13 protein-coding genes are annotated in these 21,984 nt (G+C 35.3%); 9 read left to right on the top strand and 4 right to left on the bottom strand.

Features of this window, described 5'->3' with window-relative positions:
- A partial coding sequence (locus AC0NJG_RS19215; protein ID WP_474063305.1) for an LPXTG cell wall anchor domain-containing protein occupies positions 1-557 on the top strand: 557 nt, incomplete at its 5' end.
- A 57-nt stretch (positions 558-614) separates the two neighbouring features.
- On the opposite strand, the gene AC0NJG_RS19210 is transcribed toward AC0NJG_RS19215, so the two are convergent.
- Complete coding sequence (locus AC0NJG_RS19210) at positions 615-2,354, bottom strand: S-layer homology domain-containing protein (RefSeq protein ID WP_429680551.1); 1,740 nt, start codon at positions 2,352-2,354, stop codon at positions 615-617.
- A 257-nt stretch (positions 2,355-2,611) separates the two neighbouring features.
- On the opposite strand from AC0NJG_RS19210, the gene AC0NJG_RS19205 reads away from it, so the two are divergent.
- From AC0NJG_RS19205 to AC0NJG_RS19195, 3 genes are all read left to right on the top strand, one after another.
- Entirely contained in the window at positions 2,612-4,102 is a 1,491-nt protein-coding gene (locus AC0NJG_RS19205) for a coproporphyrinogen III oxidase (RefSeq protein WP_140168508.1), read from the top strand.
- Between the two features lie 324 nt (positions 4,103-4,426).
- Positions 4,427-5,983, top strand: a complete 1,557-nt coding sequence (locus AC0NJG_RS19200; protein WP_048655875.1) for a fatty acid--CoA ligase — start codon at positions 4,427-4,429, stop codon at positions 5,981-5,983.
- A 518-nt stretch (positions 5,984-6,501) separates the two neighbouring features.
- Complete coding sequence (locus AC0NJG_RS19195; RefSeq protein WP_474063304.1) at positions 6,502-9,249, top strand: Cna B-type domain-containing protein; 2,748 nt, start codon at positions 6,502-6,504, stop codon at positions 9,247-9,249.
- Between the two features lie 88 nt (positions 9,250-9,337).
- Here AC0NJG_RS19195 and AC0NJG_RS19190 read toward each other — a convergent pair whose 3' ends face one another.
- Positions 9,338-9,802, bottom strand: a complete 465-nt coding sequence (locus AC0NJG_RS19190; protein ID WP_000955012.1) for a hypothetical protein — start codon at positions 9,800-9,802, stop codon at positions 9,338-9,340.
- Between the two features lie 187 nt (positions 9,803-9,989).
- Between AC0NJG_RS19190 and AC0NJG_RS19185 the strand changes: the two genes are divergently transcribed.
- Positions 9,990-11,468, top strand: a complete 1,479-nt coding sequence (locus AC0NJG_RS19185; RefSeq protein WP_048551524.1) for a SulP family inorganic anion transporter — start codon at positions 9,990-9,992, stop codon at positions 11,466-11,468.
- A gap of 194 nt (positions 11,469-11,662) precedes the next feature.
- Positions 11,663-12,034 (top strand): hypothetical protein, encoded by a 372-nt coding sequence (locus tag AC0NJG_RS19180; protein ID WP_048551522.1) that lies wholly within the window; start codon positions 11,663-11,665, stop codon positions 12,032-12,034.
- Between the two features lie 101 nt (positions 12,035-12,135).
- Here AC0NJG_RS19180 and AC0NJG_RS19175 read toward each other — a convergent pair whose 3' ends face one another.
- Together AC0NJG_RS19175 and secA2 are read right to left on the bottom strand one after the other, a co-directional pair.
- The gene (locus AC0NJG_RS19175; RefSeq protein ID WP_087951487.1) at positions 12,136-13,017 is read right to left on the bottom strand and encodes an accessory Sec system S-layer assembly protein; all 882 of its coding nucleotides are present in this window, start codon (positions 13,015-13,017) and stop codon (positions 12,136-12,138) included.
- A 14-nt stretch (positions 13,018-13,031) separates the two neighbouring features.
- Positions 13,032-15,398, bottom strand: coding sequence for an accessory Sec system translocase SecA2 (secA2, locus tag AC0NJG_RS19170; RefSeq protein WP_048551518.1), 2,367 nt, complete (start codon positions 15,396-15,398; stop codon positions 13,032-13,034).
- Between the two features lie 282 nt (positions 15,399-15,680).
- On the opposite strand from secA2, the gene AC0NJG_RS19165 reads away from it, so the two are divergent.
- The 3 genes from AC0NJG_RS19165 to AC0NJG_RS19155 all read left to right on the top strand — a co-directional run bounded on the left by AC0NJG_RS19165 (position 15,681) and on the right by AC0NJG_RS19155 (position 21,625).
- Entirely contained in the window at positions 15,681-17,201 is a 1,521-nt protein-coding gene (locus tag AC0NJG_RS19165; protein WP_087995506.1) for a putative polysaccharide biosynthesis protein, read from the top strand.
- A gap of 141 nt (positions 17,202-17,342) precedes the next feature.
- Positions 17,343-18,446 (top strand): polysaccharide pyruvyl transferase CsaB, encoded by a 1,104-nt coding sequence (gene csaB / locus AC0NJG_RS19160; RefSeq protein ID WP_048551515.1) that lies wholly within the window; start codon positions 17,343-17,345, stop codon positions 18,444-18,446.
- Between the two features lie 677 nt (positions 18,447-19,123).
- The gene (locus AC0NJG_RS19155; RefSeq protein WP_429680515.1) at positions 19,124-21,625 is read left to right on the top strand and encodes an S-layer homology domain-containing protein; all 2,502 of its coding nucleotides are present in this window, start codon (positions 19,124-19,126) and stop codon (positions 21,623-21,625) included.
- Positions 21,626-21,984 lie beyond the last annotated feature (359 nt).

Raw genomic sequence — 21,984 nt, 5'->3', positions numbered from 1 at the left:
AGCCAGGTGAAGAAACAGAGAAACCAGGCGAAGAAACAGAGAAGCCAGGTGAAGAAACAGAGAAACCAGGCGAAGAAACAGAGAAGCCAGGTGAAGAGGCAGAAAAACCAGGTGAAGAAACAGAAAAACCGGGCGAAGAAACAGAGAAACCAGGTGAGGAAACAGAAAAGCCAGGCGAAGAAACAGAGAAGCCAGGTGAAGAAACAGAGAAACCAGGTGAAGAGACAGGAAAACCGGGTGAAGAAATAGAGAAGCCAGGCGAAGAGACAGGAAAACCGGGTGAAGAAACAGAGAAGCCAGGTGAAGAAACAGAGAAACCGGGCGAAGAGACAGGAAAACCGGGTGAAGAAACAGAAAAGCCAGGTGGAGAGACAGGAACACCAAGTGAAGGAATGGAAAACGTAGATAAAGAAAAACCTACCTTACCAGAAAAAGGACAAGGTGCGTCTCATGCACAACTTCCAGCTACAGGACATGATATGAATTATCTACCATTCATTGGTTTTGCTCTTGTTTTATTAGGAATACGTCTTAGATTTATGATTAAAAATAGTTAATGGTTTTATAAAAGGCATAAGAGAAATGTTATCTCTTATGCCTTTTAGTTTTTTTGTTTAAGCTTCAATCACTTTCAGCATTCGATTTAAAAATGCGGCTGCTTCAGCGCGTGTTGCTGTGCCTTTTGGTACGAATTCATTTCGTTCGTTACCTTTTACAATTCCGTATGCATAAACGTTTTGTAATGCTTTTTTATCGTATGCTAAGTGTTGGTCAGTGAATGGTAATTTCACTTCTTTTCTATAAATCCACTTATATTCTAGTGCACGGTCAATCATAATAACAGCTTCATCACGTGTTATTGTAGCATTGGGATCAAATTTATTATTCCCACGACCATTAATGATACCAGCGCTAGCAGCACGGTTAATTCCGTCTACTAAAGATGGATGTGCTTCGTTTAAGTCTGTAAATGTAGCATTTCCAGCAGGTAATTTTAAAGCTCTCGACATTAAATTTGCAAACTCAGCTCGTGTGACAAGACGATTTGGCCAGTAAGAACCATTTCCATCACCGAACATGATTTTTCTAGCAGCCAATTGACGAATGTCTTGTTCATACCATCCACCTGTAATGTCGTCTTTTTCATGAGGGACTTCTGGCGGCGGAATAACATCTTTACGATTTTCATTATAGTAAGCGTTTGTGCCCTTTAAGAAAGCATCCCATTGCCCGTGTTGAATCATAAATGCAGGACAGTTTTTTCCGCTCCAAAATTGATGTTTTTGCACGTGATCTAGGGAGATGTTTAATTCGTTCATTAAGTAAGCAGCTAATTTTCGGGCATTTTCTACAGCTTTCGTATAATTTCCATCACTATTCACAGCAATTTCAATTCCGATAGATTCATAGTTCCCAGTTTTATTTCCAGCATGCCATCCAACTTCATTTAATGGAAGATGTTGATAAATTTCTTTGTCATCCACTGTAAAATGCCAAGATGCTGAACGATCAGTATTTCCGCGGGCTTGATTATCTAAGTACTTCGCGTGATTTAAAGCATTCGCACCTTTACTTGTATTAGCAGTTTCGTGAATTGTTATGTATTTTGGTTCCATTGCGTAGCCAGGGCGAATATTTTCATTCCCTTTTGGGACGATCATTTCTTTAAATGTAACACCATAAATATTATTTGTAAGTAAATGAGATGGTGTTTTGAAAAATGCTGCGCTTCTATTTTCTATAGAAACTGTTTTTTCGAATAATGATGCTTTCGTACCTTCGAATGTAGCTGAAGGAGCATAAATCCATTTCTCAGTTCCGTTCATTTGAATGTTAAACCAATTCCCAGCTTGTTCAGTAGGAGTTACTGTTTGTGGCTGTAATTTCGTTTCTTCTTTAAACGATTGGAAAGGGAAGGAATATACTGATGCTTCTTCTGTTACAATTAATTTTTGATTCGAGAGTTTATGAATCTCTTGTATTTCTAAACTAGTATTTTCCTTATTAACCCAGCCAGTACCAAACGTAGTTTGTATGTAATATGCATTTCCTTTTTTCTTTGTTGCCTTTACTACTGGTTCAGCAATTTCAATATTTGTTTTGGTTTTTAAGTCGTTTGAATCGTATAGTGGAAGTTTTGTTGATAAGTGGAGAAGATATTCACCTGAGATTTCAAGGTCGTTTTCTTCGTCATGTCTATGCTGTTTTGCATGTTCTTCAATGCTTTTTAAAGCTTGCTCATCCGTAGACAATTCCGCAGTTTTCTCTATGCTTTCCGCGAATGAATGGATAGGTGCTACAAATGTTTGTAATGCTAAAGATAGTGCTAAAATATTGTAAAACTTTTTTTTCATAGTTGTTTTAACACGTGATAGTCTTTATGTCGTGTTAAGAGTCCCCCTTTATATGTATTTAAATTAGTAGCAAGTACTAATACGTTCTAGATTGTAACAAGAGTATATTACAATGTCTATACAACTAGAGAAAGTTCATTAAAAATCAATATTCAGTTTGTTTTAAATAGGATATGAAAATAAGGTAAAACCTTCTGTATTGACCTGCAAACGCCCTTCAAGTAAACTAAAGAGAGTTTGCAAATGAAAAGGTGATAATGTTGTTAATTTCAATTAAAACGTTACAAGATGATCGTTTTTTACGTCCGCTACAAAATATTGGCGGCTTATTTTTTGAAGATAGTACGATTGGATTTGAACAAGAGGAAGCAAATCTTATCGTTGATATACACATTGAAGAGAATGTGAAAGCATCAGCTCGTTTAACAGATGTTGCGACTGGAAATGTGTATGAAGAAACATTCGCAAAAGATTTATCTGCTTTTACAGATGAAAAAGAGCGTATGAAGCAAGTGAAGCACGTTGTTTCTTATGTATATCTTTCTGTTCTTCAGCAGCTAACTGGTATGGAACAAAGCTGGGGTATTTTAACGGGAGTTCGTCCAACGAAACTTCTTCATAAAATGCTTCAAAATGGTATGTCAAAGGAAGAAGCACACCAAGAACTTCGTGAAAGTTATTTAATTCATGAAGAGAAAATTGAACTTCTTCAACGTATCGTTGATTGCCAATTAGCGGTAGTTCCGGATTTATATCGTTTGAAAGAGGAAGTAAGTATTTATATCGGTATTCCATTCTGCCCAACAAAGTGTGCGTACTGTACATTCCCGGCGTATGCAATTAACGGACGCCAAGGCTCTGTTGATTCATTCTTAGGTGGTTTACATTATGAAGTTCGTGAAATTGGTAAGTTTTTAAAAGAAAAAGGTGTAAAAGTTACGACGATTTATTACGGCGGCGGTACACCAACAAGTATTACAGCAGAAGAGATGGATATGCTGTATGAAGAAATGTATGAAGCGTTCCCAGATGTGAAAAATGTGCGTGAAGTAACAGTTGAGGCAGGTCGCCCAGATACAATTACGCCAGCGAAGCTAGAAGTGTTAAATAAATGGAATATTGACCGTATTAGTATTAATCCGCAGTCATACCATCAAGAAACGCTAAAAGCGATTGGACGTCATCATACTGTAGAAGAAACAATTGAGAAGTATCATTTAGCTCGTGAAATGGGAATGAACAATATTAATATGGACTTAATTATTGGTCTTCCTGGTGAAGGGTTAGATATCTTCAAGCATACGTTAGATGAAACAGAAAAGTTAATGCCAGAATCATTAACAGTTCATACGTTATCATTTAAACGTGCTTCTGAAATGACGCAAAACAAACGTAAATATAAAGTAGCAGGTCGCGAAGAAATTACAGCGATGATGCACGAAGCAGAAGAGTGGACGAAAAAGCATAATTACGTACCATATTACCTATATCGTCAAAAGAATATTTTAGGTAACTTAGAGAACGTTGGTTATGCAATGCCGACGCAAGAAAGTATTTACAACATTGTCATTATGGAAGAAGTACAATCAATTATCGGACTTGGTTGTGGTGCATCAAGTAAATTTGTTCATCCGAAAACGGGAGCAATTACGCACTTTGCGAATCCGAAAGATCCAAAATCATATAACGATGGCTTCGTAAAATATACAGAAGACAAACTGAAAATTTTAGAAGAGTTATTTGCATAAGAAGAGGGGGCTGTTCCAAATCGGGACAGCTTCTTTTTTATATTGTCATTTTTTGTCGATAAGTCGATATATTCGAAAAATCGCTGATATAAATTGAGTTGTGGTCGATATATTTGAAAAATCGTCGATATATTTCAAGTTACGGTCGATATATCCGGAAAATCGCCGATATAATTTCATTTACCGAGAAGTTGATCAAAAACATTTTCATTTGTAAAACAATGTCGATAATAATCAGAAAAATTAGTCAAATCATTAAAGGACAATGTCTACTTATGGACGAAATGATAGATTTATGAAAGAGAAAAGGGGGAAATTGTTGGCATGTACATGACGATAGGGAGAATATTTGATTTAGCTGTTGGTAAGTATCCGAATAAAGAGGCATTAGTGGAACCAGAAAAAAATATTCGCTGGACGTATAAACAGTGGGATGAGCAAATAAATAAAACGGCGCATGCTCTATTAGAAGAAGGGGTAAGAAAGGGCGATACGGTATCTGTTTACTTATATAATTGCCGTGAATTTGTAAACGTTTACTTAGCCTGTGCAAAAATTGGAGCGATCTTTAACCCGATCAATTTCCGCTTAAAAGCAAAAGAAGTATCTTATATTCTCCAGGACGCATCCTCGAAAGTAGTTGTTTTTGAAAAAGCAGTTGAGCCAACCGTGGCTATCATTGAACGAGATTTTCCGAATTCGTCTTTTTGGTATGTAGAAGACGATACACCTTCTTATGCTAGTTCCTACCATGAAAAAGTAAATGCGGCATCTTCTGAAAAAATAGATATTGAAATAGGTGAAATGGATTATTGTTCTATGCTGTATACGAGCGGTACGACGGGTCATCCGAAAGGTGTATTACATCGTCATCGCGAAATGGCTGAGCATAGTATGATTTGTACGTATTTCTTAAAATATAATCGAGATAGTGTTGGACTTGTTGTAGCGCCGTTATATCATTGCGGTGAGTTGAATGCGGGGATCATACCGCGCATTCAAGTTGGTGGAAAGAATGTTATTTTACATCATTTTGACACAGAAACAGTATTACATACAATTCAAGAAGAGAAGATTACGACGTTTTTTGCAGCGCCGACGATGTGGAATATGTTGTTGCAAAAAGATTTAACACAGTACGATTTAACTTCGATGAAGATTGGTATATACGGTGGGGCTGCAATGGCACCAGCATTAGTGAAGGAATGTAAAGAACGTCTTTATATTGATCTTGTACAAATTTACGGAATGACAGAAATGGGACCTGTTGTTGCGTTTCTCGTAGAAGAGGATCAAATTACGAAAGCAGGCTCAGCAGGGACACCGTGCTTTAGTCATGAAATTCGAATTGTAAAACCAAGTGAAGATGCACCGGCAGAGCCAAATGATGTATTGCCTCCTTATGAAGTAGGGGAAATTATTTTGCGCGGACCAACTATGATGGCTGGTTATCATAACCGAGAAGAGGCAAATGCAAAATCGATGTATAAAGGATGGTATCATTCGGGTGATTTAGGTTATTTCGATAAAGACGGTTATTTATTCGTTGCAGATCGCGTGGATGATATGGTGATTAGTGGCGGCGTTAATATTTATCCACGTGAAATTGAAGATTTTCTTCATAGTCATCCTGGTATATTAGATGTTGCGGTGCTTGGTGAGCCGGATGAATTATGGGGAGAACGTGTTGTGGCAGTTGTTGTGAAGAAAGATGAAACAATTACAGAAGCTGATTTAGAAACGTATTGTAAAGAAAGTGATGAATTAGCAGATTATAAACGTCCTCGTCATTATTTATTTGTGGATGAACTGCCTCGTAATGCGAGTGGAAAATTACAAAAATTTGTCCTGAGAGAGTCGCTGAAAGGCGCAAAACAATAAGGAGTAGAACAGTCGTCTATACAGATAAAGCTACCTTTTCTAATACGAAAAGGTAGCTTTATTTTTAAAAAACGATTAAAAAAATGGTATTTATCTTCTAGTCAAATTCTCTTTTATTATTATGTTAAAGTACTTTTTTGTAGCATTAAGCTTTGATTGTAAATGCAAATATCCCGCTTTAAATAAGGGTTTAGTAATTTAATTAGGTGAATTTTATAGATGTAATATAATTTTAGTGTGAGTGGAATAAAGGTATTGGAGGAGTATATTTAAAAGATAAAGATAGTCAGTCATCAGATGACCTTATGAATAAAATGGTCATTCAGTTCGGAAGGTTACTACTATAATAGTAACAAATTAAATGGTGGATGAACAGTCTTGTAATGCACTTTTATAAGGACTAATATTTATTGTTGGCTGCCCAAAAGATAAGTAAAGATAGTTTGATGCTGCAAATAATCTTTATTTTAAAGTGTAATTTAGGGTAGAAAAATGAAGTAACCAAAGATGGAGGGTTTATGAGTACATATTTCAAAAGAATATCGGTAATTTGTTTTATTTTTACTGTTCTTATTGGACAAGTTTTTATGCCTATCATAGGGCATGCTCAAGAACTAAACACAACAGGATTTGTTGATAGTTTTGCATTTGAAAAGACGAAATTAAATTATGGAGAAAAAACCACGATACATGTAAACTTTAGTGAAAAGCCTGGAAAGAAGATGAAGTCTGGGGATACATTAACGTTAGTGCTACCTCCAGAATTAAAGGGCTATAGTGGAACTATCGCATTAAAAGATGAATCAGGGCGCGTTTTTGGTACGTGCCAGATTAATACAAATAATGTAGTTTGTACATTTAATGATACAGTAGAACAGCTCCAAAATATTCGAGGAAAGTTTAATTTTGCTGTTCAAGGTACGAATGTAGAAGCAGGAAAAACGAAAGATGTACAAACGAATTTAGGAACAAGTTTAGAAAAGCAATCGGTAAGTATTACACATCCAAAAGGGGAAGGTACAGAACCGGGGATGTTTTTCTATAAGTCTGGTGATATTCAGCCAGACAAAAGTAATGAAGTACGTTGGTTTTTAAATATAAATTTAAAGAAACAATATTTACATGACAACATCGTTTTAAAAGATACGTTACAAGAAGGACAAACACTAAATAAAGATAGCTTTACCATCACTATCAATAATAAAGAATATTTGTCTCTTAAACAATTTCAAGACCGAGGTTATGGATACATTAAGCTTACTAGTGATAACTCATTTGAAGTTGTAATTTATAGGCATATGGCGAACGCTACGTCGTTTACCGTTTTCTATACATCAACGATTACTGATAGCGGGAAAAAGTTGAAATATCTACAGAATGACTACAAGCTTGATTATCAAATTTTATATGAGAAACCTAGTACTGAATCTAATAGTGTAAAGGTTGAAAATATATCATTTGGTGGAGAAGCTGAAGGGGTTTTACCTGCGAAAGGAACGCTGCAAATTGTAAAACATATTGAAGGAGACGAGAAAAAGTTTATTCCAGGTGTTTCTTTTAAATTGTTTACAGAGTCAGGACAGCAAATTGGTGATTCCTATACAACAAATCAAGACGGAATAGTTGAAGCACCAAACCTTACTCCAGGTAATTATTACGTACAAGAAATATCTGCTCCGAACTATGTAGAGTTTGATTCACAAGCGAAAATTCCTTTCACAATTAAGACGGATGCTACAAATGGAATAAAACTTATGGTTCCAAATAAGTTAAAAACTACATCTGTTGCAGGAACGAAAACGTGGGAAGGCGATAAAGTAAACGATCGCCCGAAAACGATTAAAGTAGATTTACTGCAAAATGGTAAAGTCATTGCAACGAAAGAAGTTACGGCAGAAAATGATTGGAAATATGAGTTTGGAAAGTTACCAGCAGTTGATAGTGAAGGAAAAGCTCATACGTATGAAGTGAAAGAACAACCAGTATCAGGATATCAATCGAAAGTTAACGGATATGATCTTACAAATATAAAAATCCACAAAGTAACAGAAGTGGAAGAACAAGGTGAAGAAGAATCGATAGAAGAACTGGAAGCTCCAACTAACCCAGAAGAACCGAAAGTAACAGAAGAGCCGAAAGAGTTAGAGAAGCCAGAAGTTACGGAGAAACCGGAAATTCATGTAAAACCAGAAGAAGAACAAGTTGAAGAAGGAACAACAGAAGAAATCAAAGAAGAAAAACCGGAAGAACCGAAAGTAACAGAAGAGCCGAAAGAGTTAGAGAAGCCAGAAGTTACGGAGAAACCGGAAATTCATGTAAAACCAGAAGAAGAACAAGTTGAAGAAGGAACAACAGAAGAAATCAAAGAAGAAAAACCGGAAGAACCGAAAGTAACAGAAGAGCCGAAAGAGTTAGAGAAGCCAGAAGTTACGGAGAAACCGGAAATTCATGTAAAACCAGAAGAAGAACAAGTTGAAGAAGGAACAACAGAAGAAATCAAAGAAGAAAAACCGGAAGAACCGAAAGTAACAGAAGAGCCGAAAGAGTTAGAGAAGCCAGAAGTTACGGAGAAACCGGAAATTCATGTAAAACCAGAAGAAGAACAAGTTGAAGAAGGAACAACAGAAGAAATCAAAGAAGAAAAACCGGAAGAACCGAAAGTAACAGAAGAGCCGAAAGAGTTAGAGAAGCCAGAAGTTACGGAGAAACCGGAAATTCATGTAAAACCAGAAGAAGAACAAGTTGAAGAAGGAACAACAGAAGAAATCAAAGAAGAAAAACCGGAAGAACCGAAAGTAACAGAAGAGCCGAAAGAGTTAGAGAAGCCAGAAGTTACGGAGAAACCGGAAATTCATGTAAAACCAGAAGAAGAACAAGTTGAAGAAGGAACAACAGAAGAAATCAAAGAAGAAAAACCGGAAGAACCGAAAGTAACAGAAGAGCCGAAAGAGTTAGAGAAGCCAGAAGTTACGGAGAAACCGGAAATTCATGTGAAACCAGAAGAAGAGAAAGTAGAAGAACCAAATAAGTCAGAAGTAAAAGAGCAGCCAAAAGTTTCAAACAAACCAGAGATTCAAGGTAAAGTAGAAGCAGAAAACAAACAAGATGTACAAAATAAAAATGAAGTATCATCTAGTAAAGAAAGTAATAAGCAATCAAAATTACTTCCTCAAACAGGTGGAGCGGCAGCGGAATCTACTTTCATTCTTGCAGGTATGTTCGCATTAATTTTGGGAGCGATCATGTTTAGACGCCAAAAAAATTAATGGATGTGAGAGCATTAAATTTTTATGTTTTTAGTTTGGGAACAAATGTATAGAAAAAAGCGGAGACGATAAGTCTCCGCTTTTTATATTATTTACGTGAAAATCCTTCTTCATCAAGGTATTCCGCAGCTTCTGGATAAGAGTTGAATGTACCGTCTAAATTTACACCAGCGTACACGTTCCACATATCGTCCTCTGAGATAAGAGTAAGGATATGACCGTCTTCGTTCTGCCATTCTTCTTCTTTTGCAGGTTCTGCAGGAACTACAATTTCTTCTTGTGATAATAGTTCAATTGATTGCTCAATTACTGAACGTAACTCATCTGCTGAAAATTCGCGGATGTTAACCATACCTTTATCATCCGTTTTGTAACCTTTAATACCACTTGCATATACAAATCCGTTTCCATTTGGATGTAAATGATATACAACGTTCTTTTTATCTAAACGACTTTCTTCAAAGTGAAAGTTCACACGTTTTAATGATACGTTTTTTCTTTCTAATTCTGGGAAAGATTCAATGATCGATAATTTTTCTTCAAAAGTTAGCATAGTGCCTCCAAATATATAATAAAAGATTTAATTTATCTATTATAGCACAGTTACAATGGTTTCCAAAGATGCGATAGGTACTTGTAATTGAATGCGTTTACGTCACGATACTGTAAAAAGTGGACTAACGAATGTATCTATTTAGGTGTACAATGGAAAATGGACTTTATACAAAGGTGGTTATTATATGTTTCAAAAAATAGCAAAGGAATGTTTAGCAGGTTTTACTGTTGCGATCGTTGCGTTGCCACTTGCCATTGCATTTGGTATTGCTGCAACGGGAACGTCTGAGGGAGCACTAGTCGGATTGTATGGTGCAATTTTTGCAGGCTTATTTGCGGCGTTATTTGGTGGTACACCTGGGCAGGTTACGGGACCAACTGGACCGATTACGGTTATTGCAACAGGGGTTATTGCGACGCACGGATTAGAGGCGAGTTTTATAGCATTTATGATGGCGGGACTGTTTCAAATTTTATTCGGTGTATGTAAGCTTGGATCTTACGTGCGGTACATTCCGTATCCTGTCGTATCAGGATTTATGAACGGAATCGCATTAATTATTATTTTGGGTGAAATGAAGCATGTGCAAAATAGTTTTCTACTTGTCGTATTAACGATTATTGTAATGATTGTTTCTGGAAAGTGGATTAAGGCAATCCCATCTAGTTTAGTTGCATTAGTAGGTGTGACAGCTATGCTTCCTTTATTTTCTTCTGCGTTAGAAGGGCTTACAGTGAAGTTACCGGTTATCGGAAACCTGTCATTAAATAAGGTAATTGAAAAGATTGGAACGATTCCAGAAGCGATGCCGACGCTTCATATTCCCTCTTTAAGTGGAACAGGCGTAGCAGAACTTGTTTTACCAGCGCTTAGTATTGCTTTATTAGGATCGATTGACTCGTTGTTAACATCGGTCGTAATGGATAATGTGACGGGGACACGTCATAAAAGTAATAAAGAACTGGTCGGACAAGGTATCGGTAATGTGATGAGCGGATTGTTTGGCGGATTAGCAGGCGCAGGTGCGACTGTACGATCTATCGTTAATATAAGAAGTGGCGGTAAAACGGCGCTTTCAGCAAGTATGCATAGTGTTATATTATTTATTTTCATTATGGGACTTGGATCGGTCGTACAATACATTCCACTTGCTGTATTATCAGGTATTTTAATTTTAACTGGTATTGGTATGTTTGATTGGGAAAGCATGAAGAAAATGCATGTAGCGCCAAAGGGTGATGTCATTGTTATGCTCGTAACGATGGTTGTCACCGTGAAGTTTGATTTAATGATCGCTGTTGCGTTCGGAATTCTTCTTTCCTTCATTATATACATGGTGAAATGTAAAGAACGTAAAGCTTCTATTATAAAAGAAAAGGAAGCAACATATAAAATTAAGGGCCCACTTTCGTTTTTAACAGTGGATCGTGTTTTTTATGCTTTACAAGACGTAAAATCTCCGGTTGTTTTACGTATGAAAGATGCACGTTATATGGATGTATCAGGAGCTATGGCGTTATTGAATTTCATTGAGCAGTCGGATAAATCAGGATTGAGTGTAACGCTAGAGCAAGTGCCTGCTCATATTAAAAAGACGTTAGTAGCGATGGCGAGTAATGAGCAGAAAGATAAATTACTATTTGTAAAAACGGAAACTATATGAAGAGACACCCTTATATAAGGGTGTTTTTGTTGTTTTAACATCTATATATCAAGATGTTATACGTTTGTTGACATTTATTCAGCTTAGCAGTATAGTAACATTTTAGATTAGGTATGTGATATTATAATAACGTATATGAATTTTGAGATTCCTTTTTTTCAGAAGGAAGAGCTTTAAGCTGGAGGGAATAATTGATGTACAAACAGTTACCACATGGAGTGAAGATTGGGATTACACGCTCAATTGTTGTTTCTTTTGAGAAGTATATGAAAGAAATTGAATGGAACGAAGAAAAGTTTGATATGCAACAATTTGTTGAACAGTGGAAACAGTATTTATACACAAAATCAACTTGGGTCAATAAAGTTGATGATGAGTTGAAAGGACATCCAGATTTCCATCAAGCGTTAGCAATGAAAGTAAATGAAAAAATTAACGAGCTTATTAATGAAAAACCGAGCGAAGAACAAGTGGAGCAATTAAAAAGAAATAAAGTGAAGCATGCAGATGAAATGTGCAAATTAGAAGCTGAATATCATATTGAACGTTTATTCGTAACGAAATAAATTTTACATAAAGAAAAAGCCTGTCCAAAGAGGTGTGATGACCATCTTTTTGAGCAGGCTTTTTGTATGAAAAAAAGTAAGAGAGGCGAGCCTCTCTATGATTAGTCTTGTGGTACAAGTGCTTTCCAAGAAGATAGGTCCATATCTTCTTTTAATATAGATGAAGCAGGGAAGACAAATGACCACGGCTTTGTAGTGTTCGCTTTAATTTCAAGGTTCGGTAATGTGAAAGCACCTTTAACAACAACTGCACCTGTGGCATCTTCAATATGAAGAGGAAGTTGCTCTAGTTGAATGTTGTCTTTACAACCGTTACGAATAAGAAGCGTTGTATGTAAATCGCCGTTTTCTTTTCGTGCAGCTTGCAGACCTAGGAAGTTAATTTCACCATCATTTGGAGGTGTTAAATTGTCTACGAAATTACGTAAAGCTTCTTTACTTGCTTCAGGTAACTGAGCTTCCCAAGATGAATCTAAATCTAATACATGCTTACTTTCAAGTTCGAAAGCTAATTCCCAATCCGTTTGCGATAATTCAGCATCTGTAATTGTTTCTTGCTCAAACGTAAAGATAAACGGCATATTTACATTTGCAGGAATATCTCCTAATGCAGAAAGGTTAAATGTTTTTCGCGCGCATAATTTTTTCTCTTTATTTAGAAGAATTAATGTAACTTCTTCGAAGGAAATTGGTTTCGGAACAGTGCTGCGAATAAATACAGCTACGTCATAACCATTATCACGTTTTTCAATCTCAATTCCAGATAAAGAAATTTGATATTCTTCTAAACGTGGTAGTTCTTTATGTAAAAATTGATAAATGTATTTTTGTTCTTGTCCCACTGCACCCCAGCTAGGGTGGAAGTAAAGCGTTGGTTTTACAGTTTTATTTTCAGTACTTGTGCTTTCTTGTCCGAATAGTTGATTACTAGAGACAGTCGTATCTTTTCCGTTTTTCTTAGCTTTTTTTAGGAATGATAACATAATCTTTCACCTCGTTATTGTACGTTTTCAGGAACACCTAAATGTCTTGCAACATAGCGGCACATTTCTTTTTCGAAATTACCATATGTGTATAAAAAGATATCTAAAGCTTCTTTTTGATAAAGACGAGTAGGGTCTTCTTGTTGATATTGTCTTAGTCCTATGCCTTCTTTTAAGTGGGTCATTGCATCTAAGTGATTGACCCAGTTCTGATCTAGGAAATGAAGGGCAACATATCGTAGCGACTGTTGTAAATCAGTATGGCTATCTAGCTCATTTACGCGCTCTTTATAAAGAGATAATGTTTCTTTCAAAACGGATTGTAAATCTTCCGGTGAATGTACATTATTCGCTGATAATGATGGCATGTTTTCTACTGATAAAATTTCGTTTAGACTTGCTGTTAAACTAGCAAAATCCCATTCTTCCGGAAGCATACCTTCTACAAGATATTGCTTAGAAATGGCTTCTACAGCATGATCAATCATTGGCATAATAATTTCAATCATATTTGTATCTTCTTGTAATAAGTTATTACGTAATTTATAAATAACGTTACGTTGGTCATTTATTACATCGTCTAACTTTAAATTGTACTCACGCATGGAGAAATGGCTACCTTCACAAATTAATTGTGTACGGTTCACAAAATCATGGACTTTAGAAGTTAGAATAAGTCCTGTTTCATCTGTTTTCAGTGATTTCGTTAATTTCTCGACTTCTTCTTGTGCGAAACGTTTTAGCATTTCATCTTCTAAAGAAAGGAAGAATTGAGAGCTACCAGGGTCACCTTGACGACCGGCACGACCTTTTAGCTGATTGTCAACGCGTCTTGATTCATGGCGTTCTGTCCCAATTACATGTAATCCACCAAGTTCGTGAACACCCTCACCTAGTAAAATATCAGTACCTCGTCCGGCCATATTCGTTGCAATTGTAATTTGCCCTTTTTGTCCAGCTGTTGCGATTAAATCAGCCTCTTGTTCTGCGCTTTTTGCATTTAATAATTGATATGTAATATTTGCTTCATCTAAGTAACGAGCAACGGTTTCTGATTGTAAAATAGACATTGTCCCAATTAAAATCGGGCGTCCTTGTTTATTGTGTTTTAGAACATCTTCACGTACAGCTTTATATTTAGCATCGGCTGTTGCGTATACGACGTCCTTTTTGTCTTCACGAATGATCGGACGGTTTGTCGGAATCGGCATAACTTCCATGTTATATACACGGTTAAATTCTTTTTCTTCCGTTTTTGCTGTACCTGTCATACCAGATAGTGCTGGATACATACGGAAGAAGTTTTGAATTGTAATGGATGCTTGTGTTTGATTTTCTTCTGTGATTTCTAAGCCTTCTTTTGCTTCAAGAGCTTGGTGTAAACCGTCACTTAAAGAGCGACCATCCATAACACGACCCGTGAAAATATCTACAAGTAGAATTTTTTCATCGTGTACAATATAGTCAACATCACATTGGAAAGCGACATGAGCTCGTAATGCTTGAATCATATAATGATATAAAGTTTGATGTTCTAAATCATATAGGTTATCGATATCAAATAAATCTTCTATTTTTGTAATACCGTCTTCTGTAAAACTAGCAGATTTCGATTCTGCATCGTATGTGTAATGAAGAGTATCCTGGAATGATTTAATAACTTTTGCACATAAATAGTGTAAATCAGAGCTGCTTGATTTTTTACCAGCGATAATAAGAGGTGTCTTTGCTTCGTCAATTAAAACGCTATCAATCTCATCAATAATAGCAAAATGATAAGGACGTTGTACCTGTTCATTTTTTGAAGAGGCCATATTATCACGTAGATAGTCAAAGCCAAATTCTGTTCCAATACCGTATGTAATATCAGCTTCGTAAGCAAGTTTCTTTTCGGCAGGATCGATTTGAGGAATATTTAATCCAACCTTTAAACCTAGAAATTCATGAACTTGGCCAATTAATTCTTTATCTCGTTTTGCTAAATAGTCGTTTACAGTAATAACGTGAACGCCTTTTCCTTCAAGAGCACGTACGTATGTTGGAAGAGAAGAAACTAATGTTTTTCCTTCACCAGTTGGCATCTCTGCAATATTACCTTCTAATAGTACAAGGCCGCCAATTAACTGCACATCGTAGTGACGTAATCCAAGTACACGTTTTGCTGCTTCACGTACAACAGCGAACGCTTCAACTTTTATATCATCCACTGTTTTTCCGTCACGAAGCATGTTTTTAAATGTAATCGTTTTATGACGCAATTCTTCATCAGATAAATCAGATAGTTTTTCTTCTAGATTATTAATTTCTTGAACAAGTTGTTCATATTTTTTTAGTTTTCTCTTTTGAGAATCTCCTAACAGCTTTTTTACCGAATTCAGCATGTTGTAAACACTCCTCTTACTGACAATAGCTACATTATAGCACATGTTTATCCCGAATAAGTAGAAGTAGTAAATTGAAGAAATAACTGGATATAAATAAGGCGTTATTGTATATACTATATTTAAAACATAGAAAGAAAGAGAGTATTCAATGTATAAGAAATTTGGTATGATAACTAAATGAGATAAAGTGAAATTTTTCAAAAAAGAGAAGAATATAGCTATCTCGTTTTATGTTGTAATATGTATGGAAATTATATATTGAAAGAAAAGAGCTAGAAGATGAATAATAAGTTTGTGAAAGGCGCTGCGATTTTAACGATTACAACGTTTCTATCGAAAGTGTTGGGAAGTTTTTTTCAAATCCCATTACAAAATATAGCAGGAGATGAAGTACTGGGGATTTTTCGCCTTGTTTTTCCTGTGTATATGATAGCTTTAACTTTATCAGTAGCGGGAGTACCGCTAGCTATATCAAAATTAATCGCTGAACTTCATGAGAAGAATGACCAGAACGGAATTGCCAAACTATTTACTTCAGCATCTATTATTGGAGTAATATTTGGAGTGCTTGGATTTTCAGTTATTATGATTGGATCAAGTATGTTTGCAAAGATGCTTGGTGGACAAGATACAAGAATTCCATTAATTGTCACTTCGTTTGCGTTATTAATCGCACCATATATGGCGGTATATCGAGGATATTTCCAAGGTTTTGGAGATATGATTCCTACCGGGGTGTCACAAGTAATTGAGCAGTTCATTCGTGTTTTCTTTATGTTAGCAATTGCATTTTTATTGGTATATTGGAATAAAGAGAGTGATGTTGTAACAGGCGGGGCAATGATTGGTTCTTGCCTTGGAGTAATTACGTCACTTATCTATTTGAGAATGAAGTATGTAAAAAGTATATATCGTTATAAAAGTAATACATATTCACTACAAGATTTTCAAGATAATGCAAAAAAGATACTGCAGGTTTCGATTCCAATTGCAGTTGGAGCATTATCGATGCCGTTGTTAAATTTAGTTGATTCTGTAACGATTCCACATATGTTGCATGAATCCACTACAACGATTCAAGAACAATTTGGTATATATAGTCGTGGATTTGCGTTTACACAATTAATTGTCGTGTTTGCAAGTGCGATGGTATTTCCGTTAATCCCATTGTTAACTGCTGCATTAACAAAGAAAGATATAGCGTTAGCAAAACAAACAATTGAACGGACAAATGAGCTTGCTCATGTTTTAACAACGCCGATAACAATCTGGCTCATGGCACTTACAATCCCGTTAAATGTTGGATTGTTTACAGATGCGAAAGGGAGCGGAATGTTAGCTATTTTAATTGGTAGTTCGTATTTTACGTCACTTATGGTATTATCAATAGGAATTTTGCAAGGAATTAACCGTTCTAAGCAAGCGGCGTGGATAGTTGTTGGAGCGAGTTTTGTAAAAGTCATATTAAATATAGTACTTGTAAGTCAATTTGGCATAACTGGTGCAGCTTATAGTACACTTATCATATATATCATGATTTGTATCGTAAACTATATATACATTCGAAAAGAATTGGCTTATTCGATTCACATGGGGAGATTTTTTGCTGTAATTGGGGTATCTAGTATAGTAGGTATAGGATTATATTTCACATCTACTTTCATAAATGTGGTAGATTCTAGACTTATTGCAATACTATATAGTGGTGTAGCGTTTTGTGTGGCCTTGTTCATATATGGCATATGCGCACTAAAGTTGAACTGGATATCCAAAAAGCAAATCCCATTTTTACGTAAGTAAATGAGTCCATAAATGAGTATGGCTATTTATATGTTTGTGAAAGAAATCAATTTGAAGTTATCCAACTTTTCTTATTAAAGAGTTGATAGCGATTTGTTGAATGACAAAAAGTTGATTGCGAAATGTTGGAGGAGATTAAGAGTGCGGTTAGTTTTATCAGGATATTATGGTTTTTATAATGTTGGGGACGAAGCAATTTTGCAATCAATTATTAAAGCGCTACATGAAGAGGATCCTACTCTTGAGCTTGTTGTACTTTCGAATGACCCCGACTATACAAGGAAAATGTACGGTGTAGAGGCAGTGAATCGCTGGGATATAAGAGCAATTTATAAGGAAATAAAGAGAAGTAATGGCTTAATTAGCGGAGGGGGAAGCCTCCTTCAGGATAAAACGAGTATTAAAAGTATTTTGTACTATACAGGTATTATGCGAATTGCTCGTTTTTTGAAGAAGCCGTATTATATTTATGCGCAAGGAATTGGTCCAATTACGAAAAGACAAAATCGTTTATTAGTGAAATGGCAAGTATCAAAAGCGGAATATATATCAGTTCGTGATGAAGATTCATTTTTGTATTTAAAAGAAATTGGTATTAAGAAGGATATCGAACTAGTTCCAGATCCAGTATTGGCATGTCAACCAGAAGGAATAAAGTCCGAGTGGTTGCAAAAACATTCGATTCACGGGAAAGTAATTGCAGTTAGTGTGAGGTATTGGGACGCGAAAGAAGATTATATGAAGAAGCTAGCAGATACGCTGAAAAAATTTAAGCGTGATGGATACCATATTTTATTCGTACCAATGCATGGACCATTTGATCAAAATGCATCACGCGATATTATTAATTTAATGGGAGAAGAAGCTCATATGCTTCCGTATAAGCTCGATATTCATGAGAAAATTGCAATTTTGTCGGAATGTTCGCTTCTAATCGGTATGAGACTTCATGCGCTCATACTATCTGCGGTTGCTAATATTCCTATGGTCGGTATTTCATATGATCCAAAGATCGATTCATTTTTACAACAAGTAAATCAGCCGATTATCGGAAATGTAGATGGTGATTGGACGTCTGAAACTTTGCATAATGTCGCAACGAAGCAATTAGAACAAAAAGAATATGTACAAGAAACATTGGAACAAAGAGTAGAAGAATTACGAGAGCAAATTTCAACAGCGTCTCGATACATCATAAGTGACTTGAATTCCAAAGAGTTTAAAAAAAGAGGAATGGGATCTTAATTTAAGAGGACATCCTCTTTTTTATTTTTGAAAAAAAGAAAATGTCGAAAGGAAAAATGAATTTGTAGAAAAATGTCGAATTACGTAAGTGATTGTAAACGTATGCTCATAAAGAAAGAAGTTTGAGAGATAAGATGTATGTTTAAAAATCCTAACATTAATATATACTGAATGTTGGTATTTAACGTTTTATTTAGTAAATGATAAGAAAATAGGTATGGTAATTTTGGAAAATCTGATGGTAATAAAAATGTCGAATCACAGAAAAATAAGTTGTCGATTAATGTCGTAATATCTCTATAGTTAGATGTTGTAATTGGAAAGCTTTTTCTGTTATAGTTGTAAATGGTTATAAGAAGTTTGTTATAAATGTAATTCTGACGCGTTTTTCTATTCATTTAAAATATTCTGATTTTGAAATCTGGATCCTTTAAAATGAAAGTCGAAAAAACGATCGTTTAGAATTGTGAAAATTCACTTTTTTGTCGAATTTAAGGTTTTAAATTGGATGAAAAAGGTGTATGATTTCTTTATGATTCTGTAATACGGGATATCCTATTATTCTGTATAAAGAATACTTTAACCACATTTATATCTACTAGTTTCAAAAATAAATAGAATATCTATTTAAAACATTATGGAACTAGTATTACATTCCTAAGGAGGAAATATATAAAATGGCAAAGACTAACTCTTACAAAAAAGTAATCGCTGGCACAATGACAGCAGCAATGGTAGCAGGTGTTGTTTCTCCAGTAGCAGCAGCAGGTAAAACATTCCCAGACGTTCCAGCTGATCACTGGGGAATTGATTCTATTAACTACTTAGCAGAAAAAGGTGCAGTTACAGGTAACGACAAAGGAATGTTCGAGCCTGGAAAAGAATTAACTCGTGCAGAAGCAGCTACAATGATGGCTCAAATCTTAAACTTACCAATCGATAAAGATGCTAAACCATCATTCGGTGATTCTCAAGGCCAATGGTATACTCCATTCATCGCAGCTGTAGAAAAAGCTGGCGTTGTTAAAGGTAAAGGCGACGGCAAATTCGATCCAAGCGGAAAAATCGACCGCGTTTCTATGGCATCTCTTCTTGTAGAAGCTTACAAATTAGATACTAAAGTAAACGGTCCTCTAGAAACTAAATTCGATGATTTAAAAGATAGCTGGGGTAAAGATAAAGCTAACATCCTAGTTAAATTAGGAATCTCTGTAGGTACTGGCGACAAATGGGAGCCAAATAAATCTGTAACGAAAGCAGAAGCAGCTCAATTTATTGCTATGACTGACAAGCAGTTCGGACAAAAAGAAGAAGCTAAAGTTGAGTCTATTAAAGCAGTAAATGCTAAAGAAATCGAAGTTAAATTCGGTACTGAAGTTAAAGATTTAGCTGAGTTAAAAGAAAATAAGTCTGCTAACTTCTCAGTAGTAGAAGGTTCAAAAGAACTTGAAATTGAAAAAGTTGAGTTAAGCAAAGATAAAAAATCAGCAACTATTACATTAAAAAATGCACTTGTAAATAAACAAGCTTATGTTGCACATGTTAAAGATGTTAAATCTGTAGATGGAAAAGACATTCCAAAAGCATTAGAAGTAATCTTCTTTAACGATGAAGTAGCTCCAACTGTATCTACAGTATCTACTCCAGATGGAAATGTTAAAGTTGTATTCAGTGAAAAATTAAGTGGGGATGAAGTTACTGTTGTAATTAACGGTAAACAAATCAAAGCTACGCCTGCTGGCAATGCAGTTACATTAACAAAAGCTCAAGTTGAAGATGTAGTTAAAAATGGCGAAGCATTTAACGTAATCGTGACTGGCGCTACAGATTTAGCTGGTAACAAAATGGAAATGTACGAAGGTAAAGCTACGTACAAAGTAGAAAAAGATGTTACAGCTCCAGAAGTTAAAGATATTAAAGTGAAAGAACTTGTTGGTGGAAAAGCTACTTTAGAAGTAACATTCTCAGAAGAGCTTATTAAAGATGGTCAAGGTAAAGTAGTAGTTAAGAAAGATGGAAAAGTACTACCTAACACGGAAATCGCACTTACTGACGATCAAACAAAAGCACTTGTAACAGTGCCAGCTGCTCTTACAGAAAAAGAAACATCTGTAAACCTTACAGTTGAATTTACTGCTTACAAAGATTTAGCTAACAACGTAGGTCAAAAAGTATCTAAAGAAGTAAAAGTTACAAAAGATGTTGTAGCTCCTAACTTCGTAAAAGTTGTAGCAGAAAAAGATCAAAAGGCAACATTTACATTTGATAAAGAAGTAAATGTTGACACAGCTAAATTTGATAAATCAGTTGTTCGTATCATTAATCAAGATACAAGCGAAGATGTAACAACAAAAGTGACTGTAGAAGCTGCGAAAGATAATAAAAAAGGTATCACTGTAACATTCCCAGCTGCAGGTAACTATAAAGTTTCTGCTTCAAAAGGATTTATTCAAGATACAGCTGGTAATAATTCAGCAGCATTTACTGCAGATGTAAAAATTGAGAAAAACAAAGAAGAAGAAGTAGTAGTTGATAAAGTAGCTCCAAAGGTAACAGAAAAAGCATTCAATAAGGCTGAAAATACTATTACAGTTAAATTTGATAAAGTAGTAAAAGGTGGCCAAGGTGCAGAATCAGCTGCTAACGTAAACAACTACACATTAGCAGGAGCTAAATTACCAGAAGGTACACTAATCACTTTATCTGGTGATACTGCTACAATCGAATTACCAAAAACATTCACTTTCGAAAAATCAGAAACAGTGAAATTTACAGTAGCTAATGTTGCAAATGCATCTGGTGTGAAAATGGGTACAACAAACCTATTATTAGAAGTTAAAGATACAAAAGCTCCTGAATTTAAATCAGCTAAAGTTACAAATGTAGAGAAAAAAGAAGTAACTCTTACATTCTCTGAAGCTGTAAAAGTTGATGCAACTGATCTTGTATTTGACTTAAATGGTGTGCCATTTACGGTAGCGGCAGACTCTGCTAAAGCAGCAAAAGAAACTGCTTCTAAAGAAGTAGTACTTAAGTTAGAAACTGCAGAGAATGTTAACTTTGCAACTGGTACATTAACTCTTAAAGCTAAAGAACTTAAAGATAATGCAACTTTAAATACAGTTGACACAGAAAATAACAAACTTGTTGCTTTCAAACCAGTAACAGTAACTCGCTAATTGAAATTTATTTCAATAGAAAGAGCCCACAACATGTGGGCTCTTTTTTTATATAAAACGAGCTCTGAAAAATAAATCATATTTTGCAGATTAGTAGTTAGCTATATTGAGAAACAAATAAAAAGCGCTTTCAAAAATAGAAGAATACCTCATTGATATGTAAAATATTTGTAAATTAACACCTTTTTCTGTTAAAAAAACATTCGAAAAAAAGAAGAAAATGTCGAAATGTAATGTTTTTAGTCAAATAGAGTCTGAAAATTGTATTTATTGTAAAAAATATTTAGATGCTGAAGTGGAAATATGTGCTATAATTCCAATTGTGTATTCGATATGAAAAATATACGAAGCGCATTGAG

It is taken from the genome of Bacillus sp. SSR7, assembly GCF_055902415.1.
This window is presented reverse-complemented; position numbering and strand designations above follow the sequence as displayed.

Coding starts and splice junctions, on each gene's coding strand:
- AC0NJG_RS19210 (WP_429680551.1), bottom strand. CDS start 2,354: ATGAAAAAAAAGTTTTACAATATTTTAGCACTATCTTTAGCATTACAA.
- AC0NJG_RS19205 (WP_140168508.1), top strand. CDS start 2,612: ATGTTGTTAATTTCAATTAAAACGTTACAAGATGATCGTTTTTTACGT.
- AC0NJG_RS19200 (WP_048655875.1), top strand. CDS start 4,427: ATGTACATGACGATAGGGAGAATATTTGATTTAGCTGTTGGTAAGTAT.
- AC0NJG_RS19195 (WP_474063304.1), top strand. CDS start 6,502: ATGAGTACATATTTCAAAAGAATATCGGTAATTTGTTTTATTTTTACT.
- AC0NJG_RS19190 (WP_000955012.1), bottom strand. CDS start 9,802: ATGCTAACTTTTGAAGAAAAATTATCGATCATTGAATCTTTCCCAGAA.
- AC0NJG_RS19185 (WP_048551524.1), top strand. CDS start 9,990: ATGTTTCAAAAAATAGCAAAGGAATGTTTAGCAGGTTTTACTGTTGCG.
- AC0NJG_RS19180 (WP_048551522.1), top strand. CDS start 11,663: ATGTACAAACAGTTACCACATGGAGTGAAGATTGGGATTACACGCTCA.
- AC0NJG_RS19175 (WP_087951487.1), bottom strand. CDS start 13,017: ATGTTATCATTCCTAAAAAAAGCTAAGAAAAACGGAAAAGATACGACT.
- secA2 (WP_048551518.1), bottom strand. CDS start 15,398: ATGCTGAATTCGGTAAAAAAGCTGTTAGGAGATTCTCAAAAGAGAAAA.
- AC0NJG_RS19165 (WP_087995506.1), top strand. CDS start 15,681: ATGAATAATAAGTTTGTGAAAGGCGCTGCGATTTTAACGATTACAACG.
- AC0NJG_RS19155 (WP_429680515.1), top strand. CDS start 19,124: ATGGCAAAGACTAACTCTTACAAAAAAGTAATCGCTGGCACAATGACA.